The sequence below is a fragment of the Winogradskyella eckloniae genome, from assembly GCF_013249045.1.
Lineage (GTDB): Bacteria > Bacteroidota > Bacteroidia > Flavobacteriales > Flavobacteriaceae > Winogradskyella > Winogradskyella eckloniae.
Genome location: NZ_JABRWP010000011.1, coordinates 43,241 through 59,795 on the forward strand (window position 1 = coordinate 43,241; position 16,555 = coordinate 59,795).

Genomic DNA, 16,555 nt, shown 5'->3' on the forward strand with positions numbered 1-16,555 from the left:
TATTTTGGTCTTATTCTTGTTTTATATCTAGTTATGAAGAATTCTATTATCTATTTATTTGTTTTTATTACCAGTATTTCCTTTGCTCAGCAAACGGATTATGTGGATTTTGAAAGGATTGAGGCTTTAATTAGCTTTGACCCTGAAGTGTCTACTGTTTATGGTGAAGGAGCATGGTTTTTCGAAGTTTTAAAACCGGTAGACTCGATTTTTATTGATGCTAAGGGGTTAAAAAATGGAAATGAGTTTCCAGATTGGATGAATGATAATCTTGAAACAACTTATGATGGAGAAAAGATTTGGATAAAAGGTGATTTTGAAGTAGGTAGAATTTATGAATATAAAATTAAGTATGAAGTTGTTCCTAAGAAGGCGCTTTATTTTTTAAAAGTAAAGAATGATTGGAATATTTGGTCTCAAGGTCAGGGAAAATACACTAGTAATTGGCTTCCTAGTTTTGACGATGTAAATGAAAAAGTAATTTTTGATTTAGCGTTTCAATTTAGACCTGAATATGAGTTGATTTCTAATGGAGTTTTAAAATCTAAAACTTATGACAAGCACTTAGCTAATAATCATTTTCTTTTTAACATGAAAAAACCAATGTCCAGCTACCTAGTAGCACTTGCAATTGGTAAATACAATAAGAAAACTGAAACTTCTAAATCCGGAATTCCATTAGAATATTACTATTACCCAGAAGATTCTTTAAAATTTGAGTCTACGTATCGTTATTCAAAACAGATGTTCGATTTTTTAGAGGAAGAAATAGGATTTCCTTTTCCATGGCAGAATTATAAACAGGTTCCTGTCCATGATTTTTTGTATTCTGGAATGGAAAACACAAGTCTAACCATTTTTTCAGATGCTTTTGTGGTGGACTCCATTGGCTTTAATGATAAAAATTATGTCAATGTTAATGCGCATGAATTAGCGCATCAATGGTTTGGTGATTTGGTAACTGCAAAATCTGGGAAACACCATTGGTTGCAAGAAGGTTTTGCGACGTATTACGCACTTTTAGCTGAACGCGAAATTTTTGGTGATGACTATTTTTATTTTAAACTATTAGAAAACGTACTCGATTTAAGTCGGCAAGATTTAACTGGTAATGGCACTTCATTATTAGATGAGAAAGCCAGTAGTTTAACCTTTTACCAACGAGGCGCTTTTGTGTTGCATGCTTTAAAATATAAAGTTGGAGATGCTGTGTTTAAGAAAGCAGTAAAAAATTATCTCACAAAATATCAGTTTGGCAATGTAGAAACCAAAGATTTTATTGCTGAAGTACAGAAAGTGTATGGTAAATCGTTACGCAGTTTTGTAAATTATTGGATTGTAAGTAAAGATTTTCCTTATGAGCAAGCGTTTGAAATCCTCAAAAAGCAATCTGTGTTTGTCAATGAGTATGCGATCGTCGATTGCGAAGCGCAGTCCTCTAAATGTGCAGAACAACTGAAGTATTATATTTCTGATGAAGCTAAAGCTAAGATTATTTCTCAAGTACCAGACTTAGTAACAGCAGATACCTTTAAAAACGGACTAAAAGTAAGACAGGCGATTGCGCAACATGTAACTAATATTCCTTTGGCTTTAAAATCAGAGTATGAGACATTGTTAGACGATAAATCGTATGTTACTATAGAAACTGCATTGTATAATCTTTGGACTAGTTTTCCGGCAGATCGTGCTAAATACTTATCTAAAACGAGAGATGTTGTTGGTTTTAGCGATAAAAATGTACGTTTATTATGGATAGTTTTAAATTTAAACACGCCATTCTACGAAGCCGATAATAAATATGATCTCTTTAATGAATTAAAACAATATACTGGAGAAAAATATAATGCAGAATTAAGAATGAGCGCATTTAATTACCTTTACTTAATGAAATCTTGTGACGAAGACTGTATTTCTGAATTAGAAAAAGCGAAATCGCATCATAACTGGAGAATGGTTAAGTTTGCAAAAGATTTAATTAAAAAAATAGAAGAAAACAAAAATTAATGCGAGCATTAGTCATATCTGGAGGAGGAAGTAAAGGTGCATTTGCTGGTGGTGTTGCACAGTATTTAATGGAACGCGAAAAACATAATTACGATATGTTTTTAGGGACTTCAACAGGTAGTTTGTTGGTGCCACATTTAGCGGTAAATGAAATAGGTAAGCTTTATGATATTTTTACAAATGTGCAGCAGACAGATATTTTTAGTATAAGTCCATTTGTGCAACGTAAAAAAGGCGATAGAGAGTATGTCTCAATAGATTTTATTAATTCGCTATGGCAATTTATTAGGCGAAAGCGAACATTCGGAGAAAGTAAAGCCCTAAGGAAACACATAAGAAAAAATGTAACCTATGAGGAATATTTAAAAATTAGAAAAGAAAAGCATGATGTTGTCGTCACTGTTTCAAATTTATCAATGAATCGTGTGGAGTATAAATCTATACAAGAGTGTTCTTATGAAGAGTTTTGTAATTGGATTTGGATTTCATGTAATTACATTCCTTTTATGTCTTTAGCCAAAGTAGATGGTTATGAATATGCAGATGGTGGTTTAGGTAGTGTTATTCCTATTAGAGAAGCAATTTTAAGAGGTGCAACAGAAATAGATGCCATAGTGTTAGAAGCAGAAACCTTAGGAAAGCAAAAGGTATTGGGTAAAAACCCATTTTCGTTAATGATAAGCCTTTTTGGTCACCTGTTAGATCAAGTAGAGAAAAATGATATAATAATAGGTAAGTTAGCTGCAAAGCATAGAAATGTAAAATTGAATCTCTATTACACACCTACAACTCTCACTGAAAACTCATTAATCTTTAGCAAACGACTTATGGAAAAATGGTGGCGGGAAGGTTATGAATACGCTGAGAAACGTCACGATAAATAGTTTTTAGGTAAATCGTTTATAAGGTTTAGTAATCTCAAAAAATTACCACATCTCACTAACCTCTTGTTTAATGAAAGCTAATGCAGCACCACTTGGCGCAGGCTTATCCATTAAATCAGTTAATACAACTTCTCGTAGCTTTGTGGCAGAGTCTGTAGATTCTTGCATTGTTGCTTTTCTTATAAGTTGAATCGTTGCGTTTTTTGCCGCTTGCGTAATAGACCAACATTGGTCACTTACATAGATTTGCTGAGATAAATTATGTTCAAATTCTTGTTCTATAGTAGCAATAAGTAATGCTTCGTAGTCTTCTTTGTTTGACGATGTTGGGTTGACTCTCGTAAGCAATTTAGAAGGTGCAACACGTTCTAAAAAAAGTGCCATACGCTCATAGGCTTGTAAACGTAATGGAAAGGTTTCTTTCTGTAAATCTTTTTGCAATAGAAAGTTTCTTCTATTATTTTCATTATCTGTGTGCATCTTAAAAAAGTAATATGAAATACCACCAACAATTAAAGCAGGTGCAATACTAAAAATAAGCTCTATAATTTTATCAATATCCATTCTGTTCGAATTTTAAAATGTAAAAGTAGTTTGTTTTTAATAATTGAACAAGAATTCATTTCATTGTATGAAAGTGGTAATTGCTTGGTTGAACTAGTTGCTATGTTTAATGATTGTTTTTCTTATTGTAATTCAGTACTATTTTGTATGAGATTTAAAATTCACATTAATTAAATAGCTATGAAATTTACTCTCAAAATAATCTTGTTACTTGTATTGTCTATTGCAGTTTTTAGCTGTGACAACGATGATGGTAATGCAGACAATCAAAATGTTTGTAATTACGAAGGCTTCACTTTTTTAGACACACAAAACAATACGCAAACATTAATTGCAGAAGCAGATTTAACTACAGACTTCTTTGATACATCATCAAACGGACCAGAAGTTGAAATTTATCAAACCGCTAATCCTGGAGATTTTTGGTTTGTCACTACCGTAGTAGCAGCAAATACTTCTGGCACAGGGTCTTTGAGTATAGGTAATACTATACATACAGTAAATGTAACATGTCAACGAACTGGAACTGGAGTTGGAGATGAAATGCGTTTTGATATTACAGGAAGTGGTTTAGAGGCTGAATTCTGTGTCGTTATTGATGTGTTTCACTAAGAAGTATAAAAAGATTTATTCTATTAAATTTTAACCTTAACGCTTTACATTGTGAAAACATTTAAATTTTCATCAATTGTTGCAATTCTTTTATTAGTTAATTGTGATAATAATGATGAAGGATCTACAGCTTCTATAATTGATGGTTTTACTATTAATTCTGCATTTTATAATACAGAAATTGCTTATGTATCAATAGATCAATCTGATGTAAATAGTGATGGTTTTCCAGATAATTACAATTTCTTTTTTACAGATGGTAGAATTACAGATACGTTTGGTGATCAAGGTGTAGGATATGCTTACGCTTTCTCTAATAGAAATGCAGCTAACATTACATTAGTTATAGTTTTAGCTAGTGATAATCCGAGTCTGTCAACTAGAACGATAGTAGCTGGTAATACTTATGTTGTACAAGTTTAAATACAGTAGGCTCTAATTTCTCAGCAGATTCTACAATAGCTCATAGTGTATTACTAGGTGCCACATTTGGTACAGAGAATGGATTAGATTTTTCTAGTGCGTCAGAAACTATAGGTACTTGGTATTATCTTGGTACTGTTGGGCCAATGGTAACTGTAAGTGCAATTAACATAGATACAACGACACCTGCTAATAGTACAATAGATGTAGATTATACATTTTTGGCTTCAGACGGAACTGCGATTTCTGGGCATTATGAAGGTACACTTGGTATTATACTAGATTAAATTTTAGTTTTTTTGAATTAAAACGAAATACAATAACACATTTTATTAGCCTTAAATATTTAAAATAATTATGAAAACAATTAAATCACTTTTAGTTTTATTGATACTTACGATTGTGAGTTGTGATAATAATGATGATGCCCAAACAGATCCTGGCAATCCATCAGATGGGTTTACCCATAATGGTGTGTTTTACGAAACACCAAATGCCTATTTTGAAATAGATGAAGATGATGATGACCCATTAATTGGAGGAGAAGGATTTCCAGATAATTATAGTTTTTTCTTTTCTAATGGTAGAATGTTTGATAACGACCCAAACAATGTAAACGGTTTAAATGATGACTATTTATTTTCATTAAATACGACAAATTGGGTGTTTTTAAATGTAGAAGTACAAGATAATCCTAGTCTAGCTAATTCAGGACCATTAGCCGGAATCACATATGTCGTTTCTAGTGTTAATGATTCTGTGATAATAGAAGATGGGCAAATAACAGGACTTAATCCGATGTTTATAAACTCTGGTGTTGAGTTTGGTACTGGTAGTGAAACTATTGGTGTATTTAACTGGCCAGGTGCTGTAGGTCCAACAATTACAATTAACGCTATTAACTTAGATTCTAATAATCCTGCAAATAGTACTATTGATGTAGATTATACTTTTATGAATACAGCTGGTGAAACAATAACTGGACATTACGAAGGTACCTTTGGTGTCATCTTAGATTAAAATAATTTTAAAATAAAATTTATGAAAACAATTTTTAAAATGCTATTTGCAATTACAATAGGTTTATGTGTTGTTAATTGTAGTGATAATAGCTCGTCTAGTTCATCTGGCGGGACAATAAATCCTCAGTATGCTTATATAACAGATGGTAATGAATTAAAAATAGTAGATGTAGCCACAGCAAGTTCGCCTAGTTTTGTAGGTAGTATTGCTTTAAATTCATCTTACTTTGTAAGTGTATCTCCAGATGTGGCTTATGTTGCACAGTACGATGCTGTAGAGCCTTATTTAAGTGTAATTAATGTTAGTAATCCTTCTAATCCGCAAGTCTTTGGGAATATGCCCAAAAGCAATACAAATGCATTTAGTTTAATCAGTGATATGTTTACACTTAATGGTGTTGCTTATTTAACAGATATATATAGAGGATTACATGTGTTAGATATCTCCAATCCTAATGTACTTACAAGTCAATTAAATATGGGAGGAGATGCTATGAGTCTTACAAAGATTCAGAATGAATTATTTGTAATTGATCAGGCAAACGGTTTACATTCTTACAATATTAGCACACCAGGTTTACCAGCAGTAACAAGTATTTCAAATTCTACAGATGTGGATACATCTTCTTATAGTGATGCACCAATTGGTCAGTATCACTCTTGGGTAGAAACAGATGGTATTTATTTATATGTAGCTAACACAATTGATAAAAAAATAAAACAATTTGATGCAGCAACATTAACTTTAATTAATGAAGTGTCTATTGAAGGTTTTCCATCAGCATTTGCAATACATAATGGTTATGCGTATGTAACAACTAAAGCGAGTATTAATGCGCCATTGCAAACCAGTTTTGATGGAGTACGTATGTACGATTTAGCAACCTTGTCCTTATTTGACTTACAACCTTTAAATAGAGCAAGTGGTGTTGCTTTAAATGGTGACTATGCTTATGTAACAGATTCAGACGGATTGCATATTTATGATATCAGTTCTAACGATTTTTCTTTTCAGTCTACATTAGCTACAGGATATGGAAACTATATAGCGCTAGGTGAATAAAAAATTAAAACGATTACTTTTGTTGTAATCATTAAAGACTATTTAATTGAAATATATAAAACTCCATAGTACAATAATTGGCCTTTTGTTATGGAGTTTTTGTTTTTCGCAACAATTTACTAACTATACAACCAAAGATGGATTGCCAAGTAATCTTGTATATAAAATAGCGCAAGATAAAGAAGGGTTTTTGTGGTTTGCAACAGATAAAGGCTTAGTAAAGTATAATGGTAATACCATGAAAACGTTTACTACAAAAGATAGTTTGGCTACTAACGATATTTGGGGTATTTACCCAGCGCCAGATGGAAAAATATGGTATGTAGCAAAAGCATCTAAGCTTGGTTATATAGAACATGATACTATTTTTTCTTTTGAGAGTGATTTAAAGGGAGAGATTTTTAACCCTTTATTTTCTAGCTTAGTTGGTAATGATTTTTCTTTATCGAGCTCTACAAAATTTCATTCATTAAAGGGTGATAAATGGCAACGTGTAAATAAAGCGTTAGAAGAAGATAAAATAATAATTACTCCATTATTACATCCAAATGTTAGTGGATTTCAAACAACAGAAAATTTAGATTCTATTGAGGTTCTAGGGCATTCTAATCAAGTTCTTAAAAGGTTTCCATTTACGAAAGTTCTTAATAATATGGGTGTTAGAGGTCAAATAGCTGATAGTTTGTTCTATTGGGCAACAGATTCACATTATACTTTTTTTAATCTAAATACTTTAAAAATTCAAAAAAGAAACCTGAAAGACGAAATAGGAATTGATAAATCTAAATTTGTTAGAATTAATGTTGTAAATGATCAATTACAAATTACAGGTAAAGGCTTTGTAAGTGTTTTAAATAAAGAGTTACATGCTACCAATACCTATTATATACCAGAAGATATTAATGCACATTTTGGGTTTTATGATAAATCGGGTTCTATTTGGTTAACGACTTTCACAGATGGTATTTATTATTTACCTAAAGAAAAACAAGATATTATCTATGGTTTAGAAAATCAAAAAATCACAGGAGTAAATTATATAGATAATAAGATTATTGTAGATGTTTTTAATAAGGGATTTTATCAATATAATAATTCAAATAAATCATTTGTTCCTTATTTGTTAAATAATGAACATGTCTTTAGTGCTGCATATATAAAAGAATTAACCACTGAGTATTATTTGTCTAAAACAAAAATAAGTGCTTTTAAAAACAATAAATTTTCTGTTACGGATTACGCTAACACTATATCTAAAGTAAATGAAATAGCTCGTCAGTTAGTATATTATGATAAGCATTTATATGGGAATAATTCTATAGGAATTAATAAGTTAAACACCAATAGCTTTAGTTTAGAAAAGCATTATTATCAGCCAGGAATAAATCAATTACTAGTTTATAATTCTAAATTTTTATTGGCTACATCTAATGGTTTGTTAGAGTTTAAGAATGAAAAATTCAGATCAATAGATTTTAAAAATCAAGATTTTAATAAACCAACATTAAATATAACAATCCTAACTGATACAGAAATCTTAATAAATACAGATGGTTTTGGTACTTATATTTCAGATTTAGAACGTATTAATCTTTTACCAAATTCAGAATTTTTAATAGTAAATAGTGCTATTGTGGATGGCAGCTCAGTGTATTTAGCAACAGAGTCTGGTGTATATAAGTATCAAATAGAAAATGGTAATTATTGTTTTATTAAACAGTTAACTACAAGCGACGGATTGCCTTCTAACAATGTAAATAGTGTATTAAAAAGTGGTAACAAACTAATTGTTGGTACAAATAGAGGTGTAGCAGTTATTCCAGAAGATTTAAAAAAGACGTCACAATTGCTAAATGTATATTTTGAAAGTGTTACATACAATCAACAATCCATTTCCAGTGTAAATTCAGTGTTTAATTACGAAAATAATAATGATGTAAATATTGTGATTTCAACTTTAGATTATTCGGTAGATGATTCAGATTTATTATATAATTATAAGTTAGAACCTATACAGAAAGCATGGAATACATCACATTCTAACGAAATTAATTTTAACGATTTGCAACCTGGTGTTTATACCTTTTCGGTAAGTTTAGATACTATCGAAAGAGAGGTGCGTTTTACTATAAAACCGCTTTGGTGGCAAACTTTGTGGTTTAAGATTTTTGCGGTTATTGCAAGTGTTATTGTTGTTTATTTAATTTCAAGATACATTTCTAAACGTGCAGCATTTAAGAAACATCAAAAGTTATTTGAAGACAAACGTCTTTCTGAGTTACAGTTAAAAGCATTACGATCTCAAATGAATCCTCATTTTGTGTTTAATTCCCTATCTGCAATTCAATATTTTATAAATAGTAATGATTATGAGACTTCAGAGCATTATTTAGTTAAGTTTTCTAAGCTAATTAGACAGTTTTTTGAGCTTTCTAAAGAGAATGATATTACGATTAAAGATGAAATTACATTATTAAAAAACTATCTAGAAATAGAAAAACTAAGGTTTAGAGAAAAGTTGTCTTTTGACTTTGATATAGATGAGCAACTTAACTTAGAAACTTCAAAAATGCCTACTATGCTTTTGCAGCCTATAGTAGAAAACGCAATAAATCATGGTATTTTTAATAAAGAGGAAAATGGTTTAGTGCTTATTAGGTTTGTAAAAGATGAAGATAAAATTAAAATAGAAATTATTGATGATGGTGTGGGTTTTGCTAAAACTATGCAGAGGTCTAAAAATAAAATTAAGTCATCTCATGTGTTAAAAGATAGGTTGTATTTTTTAAACCAATCAGGCAAATGGCAAATAGAATATAATGAAGAAGAAGCTTTTAGTGATAAAGAAGATAAAGGAAATAAGGCAACGTTTATAATACAGGAAATAAAATGAGTAAAATAAAAGCCATACTAGTAGACGATGAAATTTCTAACCTTAAAGGATTAGAATTAAAGGTAAATAAACTATTTCCTGAAATTAAAATTTTAAAAGCTTATCAAAAACCAGAAGATGCACTAAAAGGTATTTTAGAATTAAAACCTGATTTACTATTCTTAGATATAGAGATGCCAAGAATCAATGGTTTTGAATTATTGTCTAAATTAAATAACATCGATTTTCAGGTTATATTCGTTACAGCATATAGTGAGTATGCTTTAGAAGCTATAAAAAAATCTGCAATAGATTACGTTTTAAAACCAATAGATAACGACGATTTGGTGTTAGCTGTAAATAAAGCAAAGCATGTTATTTACGATAAGCGTCAGAGTGATACCAATTCTAAAATGGTTAGATTATTAAACGATGTTATTGAGAATAGCAATAAAATAATTATTCCAACTGCAAAAGGGGTTTCATTTATTCCGCAAGATGAAGTACTACATTTAGAAGGTTATGAAGGTTACACTAAGATTCATCTTCAAGATAATGTAATAATCAGTTCGTATAATCTAGGTAAATTTGAAAAAAACTTAAGCACTAAATTCTTTAAGTGCCATAAATCTCACATTATCAACTTAGAAAAAGTGAGAAGTTTTGAGAACGAAGGCTATGTTGTTCTCGAAAATTCTATCCGAATACCAATCTCAAGAGCAAATAAGAAAGTGTTTTTATCACTTTTTAAGTAGTCTTTTTTACCGTTGGTTGCATCAAAGCGATCGTTAGTTCTACCTGATTGACTGTTGGTTAGATAGCTCGTTTTATATGTAAATTATCTTATATTTTTGATATTAGAACCTACAAAAAAATATAACCCAAATCATGAAGAATTTTAAATTTCTATTTAGCATATTAATTGCTATGATTATGCTTACATCATGTGAATCTGATGATGAAGGCACTTCCAACACTAACTACAATACAGAATTAGATTTTGGCCTAAGTATTCAAAGAGATTTTACGGGTAGAATTGTTGATGAAGCTAGTGCACCTATTGATAATGTAATTGTAACTATAGGAAATAAAGTTGCCACTACTGATGATAACGGAATGTTTATTATTAATAGTGCCACAGTAAAAGAAGAACAAGCTTTTATTATAGCAGAGAAAGCTGGTTATTTAAAAGGTATGCGTAGTGTTGTGCCAACTGATGGAGCAAACACTGTACGATTTATGTTAATCACAGAAAATGTAGCAGGTACAGTAGCTTCTGGTTCTAATAGTGAAGTTACACTTGGTAATGGAACAAAAGTAAAGTTTGATGGAGAATTTAAAGACGAAAATGATAATCCTTATTCAGGGAATGTAGATGTATTAATGTATCATTTAGATCCATCTAATCCATCAATTGATGCTATTATGCCAGGAAGCCTGCAAGCACAAAATGAAGATGGTAATGAAAGAGTTTTAGAAACATACGGAATGCTTAATGTTGAGTTAAGAGGTGATTCTGGAGAAAAATTAAATATCGCAGATGGCAGTGTCGCTGAAATAGAAATTCCAGTTGATACTGCACAAATAGGTGTAGCACCTTCAACAATTCCTTTATGGCATTTCGATGAAGACAAAGGGTATTGGATACAAGATGGTGAAGCAAATTTAGTTGGTGGAAAATATATTGCAACCGTTTCTCATTTTTCTTGGTGGAACTGTGATGCGCAATTCCCAACAGTTATATTATGTCTTAATGTTGTTGATACTGTAAATACGCCCTTGTCTAATGTAGTCGTAGAGCTATGGAGAACTGGAGCAACATACGGAAGACAAGGCATATCTAACGGAAATGGCGAAATATGCGGTTTAATACCAGCAAACGAAACTTTAACATTAAAAGCGTTTGATCAATGTGGTGTAGAGGTTCATTCTACAACAATTGGTCCTTTCTCTACAGATACAAATTATGGTAATGTTGTTTTACCGTCTGTAACATCATCTGTTATTACAGGTAATTTGGTAAACTGTTCTAATGCTAATGTTACTAATGGTTATGTTGCATTAACTTATGGTGGTCAATACGCTACAATACCAGTAACTAATGGAAGTTTTTCATTAAGCGTTATTGAATGTGCTTCTTTACCAGATTTTATTTTAGAAGGTGTAGATTATGGTACGTTTCAAACGACTACAGAAATACAGTATAATTTTAGTAATCCAAGTGTTGGTAATATAATTGCTTGTAATTCTATTACAGAATTTATATCTGTACAGGTAGACAATGATCCGGCAGAATTTTATTTAAATTCACTTTCAGGTCATTCTAATGGACCAAATGCATTTAGTGTTGGTGCACAAAATGCCACTGGCTCTAGTTTCCTGTCAGGAGGTAATTCTATAACGCCAGGTACCTATTCATTTACAAGTACACCAAGTTTTTGGATAGAGTCTTCTAATATAAATATCGATTATAACGTGCCTAATACACTTCAGTTTACATTATCTAATTACGGAGCAATTGGAGGTTATATAGATATGATTATATCCGGAAATTATACAGATTTAAGTGGAAACTTAAGAACGCTTTCTTGTTCTATTCATGTTGTTAGAGATAACTAAAAATTCTAATTTAGAAATTAAAAAGGAGACTTTAAGTTTAAAGCCTCCTTTTTTGTGTTAAATCAATCTGTATTTGTTTGTAAACTGCTTAATAAGATTAGTTTAAGGTGGCGTTTGTGTGCTTGTTTTTTCTAAAATTGTGAACGGTCTTTACTTTGTTTGTAATTAATCTCGTTTCAATTCGGATAAGAATAAGACTATCCGTAAATTTACAGCTTCAAAAAAACAAGCTTGGAAAAATATCTCAGTCAACTTAATGAGGCACAACTAGAACCCACAATTCAGGTCAATGGACCTATGATAATAATTGCTGGTGCAGGTTCTGGAAAAACACGTGTGCTAACCTATCGTATTGCGTATTTAATGAGTAAAGGTGTAGATTCCTTTAATATATTGGCATTGACTTTTACGAATAAAGCGGCAAAGGAGATGAAAGAGAGAATTGCCGATATTGTTGGTGATGGTGAAGCTAAGAATCTTTGGATGGGAACGTTTCACTCCGTTTTTGCTAAGATTTTACGTTTTGAAGGCCATCATTTAGGTTTTCCAAGCAACTTTACCATTTATGATACCCAAGATTCTCAGAAATTAATGGGTTCTATCATTAAAGAAATGGGTCTGGATAAAGACATCTATAAAACCAAGCAAGTTTATAGTAGAATTTCTTCGTATAAAAATAGTTTAATAACTGTTAAAGCATATTACAAAAATCCTGAATTAATGGAAGCTGATGCCATGGCAAGGCGACCAAAAATGGGAGAAATTTATAAAGAATATGTAGATCGATGCTTTAAAGCAGGCGCCATGGATTTTGATGATCTTCTCTTGCGAACCAATGAATTGTTAACGCGTTTTCCTCAGGTATTAGCGCAGTATCAAGATAAGTTTCGCTATATCTTAGTCGATGAGTATCAAGATACAAATCATTCGCAATATTTAATAGTACGTGCACTAGCAGATCGTTTTCAGAATATTTGTGTGGTAGGTGATGATGCTCAAAGTATCTATGCGTTCCGTGGCGCAAATATCAATAATATTCTAAACTTCCAGAAAGATTACGATAATGTAAAAATGTACCGTCTTGAGCAGAATTACCGATCGACAAAAAATATTGTAGGTGCGGCAAATTCCGTAATAGAACATAATAAAACCAAGCTTGATAAAATAGTTTGGACAGCCAATGACGTTGGAGAAAAGGTCATTGTTCACAGAGCATTAACCGATGGTGATGAAGGCCGTTATGTTGCAAGTACCATTTGGGAGACAAAAATGAACGCCCAACTTCACAATAGTGATTTTGCAGTGTTATATCGTACAAATGCACAATCTAGAGCAATTGAAGATGCTTTGCGCAAACGCGATATTCCTTATAGAATTTATGGTGGTTTATCATTTTACCAGCGCAAAGAGATTAAAGATGTTACAGCATATTTGCGTTTAATTCTTAACTCTGCAGATGAAGAAGCGCTTAAGCGTGTTATTAATTATCCGGCACGAGGAATTGGTCAAACAACAGTAGATCGTTTAATTGTGGCTGCAAATGCAACGGGTAAAACGATATATGACCTTATTAAGGATATTGATACAGTAAATATCAATATTAATAATGGGACTAAAAATAAACTAAAAGACTTTGTGACCCTTATTGAAAGTTACAAGGTAATGAACCAAACTGCAAATGCTTTTGATTTAGCAGAACACGTCACCAAAACAAGTGGGTTAGTAAGAGAATTAGGAAAGGATGGTACACCAGAAGGTGTTACCAAAATGGATAATGTTCAAGAATTGTTAAATGGTATCAAGGATTTTGTTGAAGGCCAAATAGAATTAGCCGATGCAGGCGATTCTTTAGCAGAATTTTTAGAAGATGTCGCTTTAGCCACGGATTTAGATGGAGATAAAGGCGACCCAAACCATGTGGCTTTAATGACCATTCATTTGGCAAAAGGCCTAGAATTTGGACACGTGTTTATTGTAGGGATGGAAGAAGATTTATTTCCTAGCGCTATGAGTATGAATACCAGAAGCGAACTAGAAGAAGAACGACGACTATTTTATGTCGCATTAACACGTGCAGAAAAACAAGCCTATTTAACCTATACCTTATCACGTTATCGTTGGGGAAAATTGATAGATGCAGAACCAAGCCGATTTATAGAAGAGATTGATGATGAGTTTGTAACCATCACAACACCATTAAAAGAACGATTTAACCCGATGTTAGACGCTTCCATATTTGGAGATGTAGAGCCTAATAAAGTAAGATTTGCAAAACCTAAAACTGCAAAAATGCCAAAAAAGACAACTAAAGCTAAACCAGAAAATTTTAAAATTAGTACACCTAAAAAAATGGTGCCTGTAAGTAAAGCAGAAAGCCAAACCGATGCAACAAATACAAGTTTAGAAGTTGGTACAAAAGTGAATCATCAACGCTTTGGAAGAGGAGAAGTGATTACTTTAGAAGGCACTGGTGCAGATGCTAAAGCTGAAATTAAATTTCAAAAAGGCGAAGTGAAAAAGTTATTATTACGTTTTGCGAAACTTCAAATTTTAAGAAGTTAATCTCGTTTACCATTCAAGCAGTATAAAAATAGTTCTGAAACCTTGTTTTAGTAGCACTACCACGTTTTTTATGCCGTTATAACAAAGGGTTACGAAGTGAAAACTAGACTTGTAGGGATTTAAGGGCTACATACCACAATTGAAACCCATTTTCTTATTACAGCAGCATTAAAACGGCAATCAAGGCAACCTATTTATAAATGCGTTTCAATAAAGGCTTTTAGTTTTAATGAGGTGTCTAATAAATTCAGACCAACCCAACCATGACCTTCATTAGGATATAAGGTAAACTCATGGGTCACATTAAGCTCAGCAAGTTTACTTTGCATTGCGGTACCTTGAGTGGTTGGTACCAAAGGATCTTCGCCACCATAAAATAAAATAGTAGGAGGTGAGGCGCTTGTAGCTCTATGATATGGGCTAATTTCTTCTAAATACGGTACAGAGGTATCAATGCCTAAATTATTCAATAGTGCTTGTAAAATAGGATTGGTATTTTCTAGATATGCAGGATCAGTAAAATTGGTTGGGCCAACCACACTACAAACCATTTCTGTTTGTTGTTCGGTATCAAAGCCATAACTCCATAACAACGATAGATGTGCACCAGCACTGACACCAACAAAACCAATAGCATCAGAAATGGTGTAATAATTTTCATTTTCGGCCATAAAGTCTATAACACTCGTAATGTCATCAATTTGCATAGGATAAGCTTGGTTGTTTTCGTCTGCCAGTCTGTAGTTCATATTAACAATGGCATAATTAGGCAGTTGATCTAGTATAAAATCTTTAAAAGCGTCCATGTCTTCTTTATCGCCTGCAGACCATCCACCACCATGCACTAAGATGAGTGTTTTTGTGCTAAGTGATCGATTGGCTGGTAAATACAAATCAAAAACCTGATCCGAATCACTGCCATAAGACACATTAAGTTCTGTATATGCTTCTAAAGGGTTTAAAACCTCTGGTTGTTGGTTGTCATCAGTACTATCAGAATTACACGCAATACATGTTGCCATTGTAATCCATAAAATGAAAATAAGCTTTATTGGTTTCATGCGTCTATGGTATTGAAAAATATAGTTACTTTGTAAACGTATTGGAAAGATACTTATTATGGCTGAATTTATTAAAATATATCCAGAAAATCCTAATCCTAAGGCAATTCAGAGTGTGGTAAAAACACTTAAAAATGGTGGATTAATCATTTATCCTACAGATACCGTATATGGTTTAGGGTGTGATATCACTAATATAAAAGCGTTAGAACGTATTGCTAAAATTAAAGGAGTGAAGTTAGAAAAATCTAATTTTTCCTTTGTCTGTGAAGATTTAAGTAACCTTAGTGATTACGTAAAACAAATAGATACAACCACATTTAAGATCTTAAAACGTGCCTTGCCAGGACCATATACGTTTATCTTGCCAGGTTCTAAAAATCTACCCAATCCATTTAAAAAACGTAAAACGGTTGGGATTAGAGTTCCAGATAATGCCATAGCTTTAGCCTTGGTTAGTGCTTTAGGAAACCCAATTGTATCGACATCCATTAGAGATGATGATGATGTTTTAGAATACACTACAGATCCCGAACTTATTTTAGAAAAATGGGATAAATTAGTAGATGTTGTTATAGATGGTGGTTATGGCGACAATGAAGCATCTACCATTATCGATTTATCTGAAGACGAACCTGTCGTTGTTAGAGAAGGTAAAGGGAGTTTGGAGATTTTTTAGGAGTGTTTTATTGTTAAGCCTTTTAGTATTTCCCATAAACATTTTTATTTATATATTCTTTTTCTTACATTTATAATTCCCCCTTTAATACTAATTAAATAGCGATTCTTTGTAATCGCTTTTGGTGTTTGTTGTCGTTAATTATAGGAATAAAAAAAGGCGACAAGAATTAACCTGCCACCTTAAA

14 protein-coding genes are annotated in these 16,555 nt (G+C 32.0%); 12 read left to right on the forward strand and 2 right to left on the reverse strand.

Going from position 1 to position 16,555, the window contains the following annotated elements:
* Nucleotides 1–33: 33 nt before the first annotated feature.
* Both HNV08_RS15080 and HNV08_RS15085 read left to right on the forward strand, forming a co-directional pair.
* Nucleotides 34–2,007 (forward strand): M1 family metallopeptidase, encoded by a 1,974-nt coding sequence (locus HNV08_RS15080; RefSeq protein WP_173282191.1) that lies wholly within the window; start codon nt 34–36, stop codon nt 2,005–2,007.
* On the forward strand, nt 2,007–2,891 hold the full coding sequence (locus HNV08_RS15085; protein WP_173282192.1) for a patatin-like phospholipase family protein: 885 nt from the start codon (nt 2,007–2,009) through the stop codon (nt 2,889–2,891). The genes HNV08_RS15080 and HNV08_RS15085 overlap by 1 nt, the downstream gene beginning before the upstream one ends.
* Before the next feature lie 42 nt (nt 2,892–2,933).
* Here HNV08_RS15085 and HNV08_RS15090 read toward each other — a convergent pair whose 3' ends face one another.
* Nucleotides 2,934–3,455, reverse strand: a complete 522-nt coding sequence (locus tag HNV08_RS15090) for a DUF7935 family protein (RefSeq protein WP_173282193.1) — start codon at nt 3,453–3,455, stop codon at nt 2,934–2,936.
* A gap of 180 nt (nt 3,456–3,635) precedes the next feature.
* Here HNV08_RS15090 and HNV08_RS15095 point away from each other — a divergent pair, with 180 nt between their 5' ends.
* The 9 genes from HNV08_RS15095 (at nt 3,636) to HNV08_RS15135 (ending at nt 14,628) form a co-directional block, all read left to right on the forward strand.
* On the forward strand, nt 3,636–4,067 hold the full coding sequence (locus tag HNV08_RS15095; RefSeq protein ID WP_173282194.1) for a hypothetical protein: 432 nt from the start codon (nt 3,636–3,638) through the stop codon (nt 4,065–4,067).
* A gap of 51 nt (nt 4,068–4,118) precedes the next feature.
* A complete protein-coding gene (locus HNV08_RS15100) occupies nt 4,119–4,490 on the forward strand; it encodes a hypothetical protein (RefSeq protein ID WP_173282195.1) in 372 nt (123 codons plus the stop codon).
* A gap of 146 nt (nt 4,491–4,636) precedes the next feature.
* Nucleotides 4,637–4,777, forward strand: coding sequence for a hypothetical protein (locus tag HNV08_RS15105; protein ID WP_173282196.1), 141 nt, complete (start codon nt 4,637–4,639; stop codon nt 4,775–4,777).
* A 70-nt stretch (nt 4,778–4,847) separates the two neighbouring features.
* Nucleotides 4,848–5,510, forward strand: a complete 663-nt coding sequence (locus tag HNV08_RS15110) for a hypothetical protein (protein WP_173282197.1) — start codon at nt 4,848–4,850, stop codon at nt 5,508–5,510.
* A 21-nt stretch (nt 5,511–5,531) separates the two neighbouring features.
* On the forward strand, nt 5,532–6,575 hold the full coding sequence (locus tag HNV08_RS15115; protein WP_173282198.1) for an LVIVD repeat-containing protein: 1,044 nt from the start codon (nt 5,532–5,534) through the stop codon (nt 6,573–6,575).
* Between the two features lie 46 nt (nt 6,576–6,621).
* Nucleotides 6,622–9,468, forward strand: coding sequence for a sensor histidine kinase (locus HNV08_RS15120; protein ID WP_173282199.1), 2,847 nt, complete (start codon nt 6,622–6,624; stop codon nt 9,466–9,468).
* Nucleotides 9,465–10,202 (forward strand): LytR/AlgR family response regulator transcription factor, encoded by a 738-nt coding sequence (locus HNV08_RS15125; protein ID WP_173282200.1) that lies wholly within the window; start codon nt 9,465–9,467, stop codon nt 10,200–10,202. Before HNV08_RS15120 ends, HNV08_RS15125 begins: the two co-directional genes overlap by 4 nt.
* Nucleotides 10,203–10,335: 133 nt before the next feature.
* Complete coding sequence (locus tag HNV08_RS15130) at nt 10,336–12,066, forward strand: hypothetical protein (RefSeq protein ID WP_173282201.1); 1,731 nt, start codon at nt 10,336–10,338, stop codon at nt 12,064–12,066.
* 231 nt (nt 12,067–12,297) lie between these two features.
* Nucleotides 12,298–14,628 (forward strand): ATP-dependent helicase, encoded by a 2,331-nt coding sequence (locus HNV08_RS15135; RefSeq protein WP_173282202.1) that lies wholly within the window; start codon nt 12,298–12,300, stop codon nt 14,626–14,628.
* 194 nt (nt 14,629–14,822) lie between these two features.
* Here the strand turns inward: HNV08_RS15135 and HNV08_RS15140 are convergent, their stop codons facing one another.
* Nucleotides 14,823–15,689: an alpha/beta hydrolase gene (locus HNV08_RS15140; protein ID WP_173282203.1), complete on the reverse strand. Its 867-nt coding sequence runs from the start codon at nt 15,687–15,689 to the stop codon at nt 14,823–14,825.
* Between the two features lie 58 nt (nt 15,690–15,747).
* Here HNV08_RS15140 and HNV08_RS15145 point away from each other — a divergent pair, with 58 nt between their 5' ends.
* Entirely contained in the window at nt 15,748–16,368 is a 621-nt protein-coding gene (locus HNV08_RS15145; protein WP_173282204.1) for an L-threonylcarbamoyladenylate synthase, read from the forward strand.
* Nucleotides 16,369–16,555 lie beyond the last annotated feature (187 nt).

Coding starts and splice junctions, on each gene's coding strand:
- HNV08_RS15090 (WP_173282193.1), bottom strand. CDS start 3,455: ATGGATATTGATAAAATTATAGAGCTTATTTTTAGTATTGCACCTGCT.
- HNV08_RS15115 (WP_173282198.1), top strand. CDS start 5,532: ATGAAAACAATTTTTAAAATGCTATTTGCAATTACAATAGGTTTATGT.
- HNV08_RS15125 (WP_173282200.1), top strand. CDS start 9,465: ATGAGTAAAATAAAAGCCATACTAGTAGACGATGAAATTTCTAACCTT.
- HNV08_RS15110 (WP_173282197.1), top strand. CDS start 4,848: ATGAAAACAATTAAATCACTTTTAGTTTTATTGATACTTACGATTGTG.
- HNV08_RS15145 (WP_173282204.1), top strand. CDS start 15,748: ATGGCTGAATTTATTAAAATATATCCAGAAAATCCTAATCCTAAGGCA.
- HNV08_RS15105 (WP_173282196.1), top strand. CDS start 4,637: ATGGTAACTGTAAGTGCAATTAACATAGATACAACGACACCTGCTAAT.
- HNV08_RS15080 (WP_173282191.1), top strand. CDS start 34: ATGAAGAATTCTATTATCTATTTATTTGTTTTTATTACCAGTATTTCC.
- HNV08_RS15095 (WP_173282194.1), top strand. CDS start 3,636: ATGAAATTTACTCTCAAAATAATCTTGTTACTTGTATTGTCTATTGCA.
- HNV08_RS15130 (WP_173282201.1), top strand. CDS start 10,336: ATGAAGAATTTTAAATTTCTATTTAGCATATTAATTGCTATGATTATG.
- HNV08_RS15085 (WP_173282192.1), top strand. CDS start 2,007: ATGCGAGCATTAGTCATATCTGGAGGAGGAAGTAAAGGTGCATTTGCT.
- HNV08_RS15140 (WP_173282203.1), bottom strand. CDS start 15,689: ATGAAACCAATAAAGCTTATTTTCATTTTATGGATTACAATGGCAACA.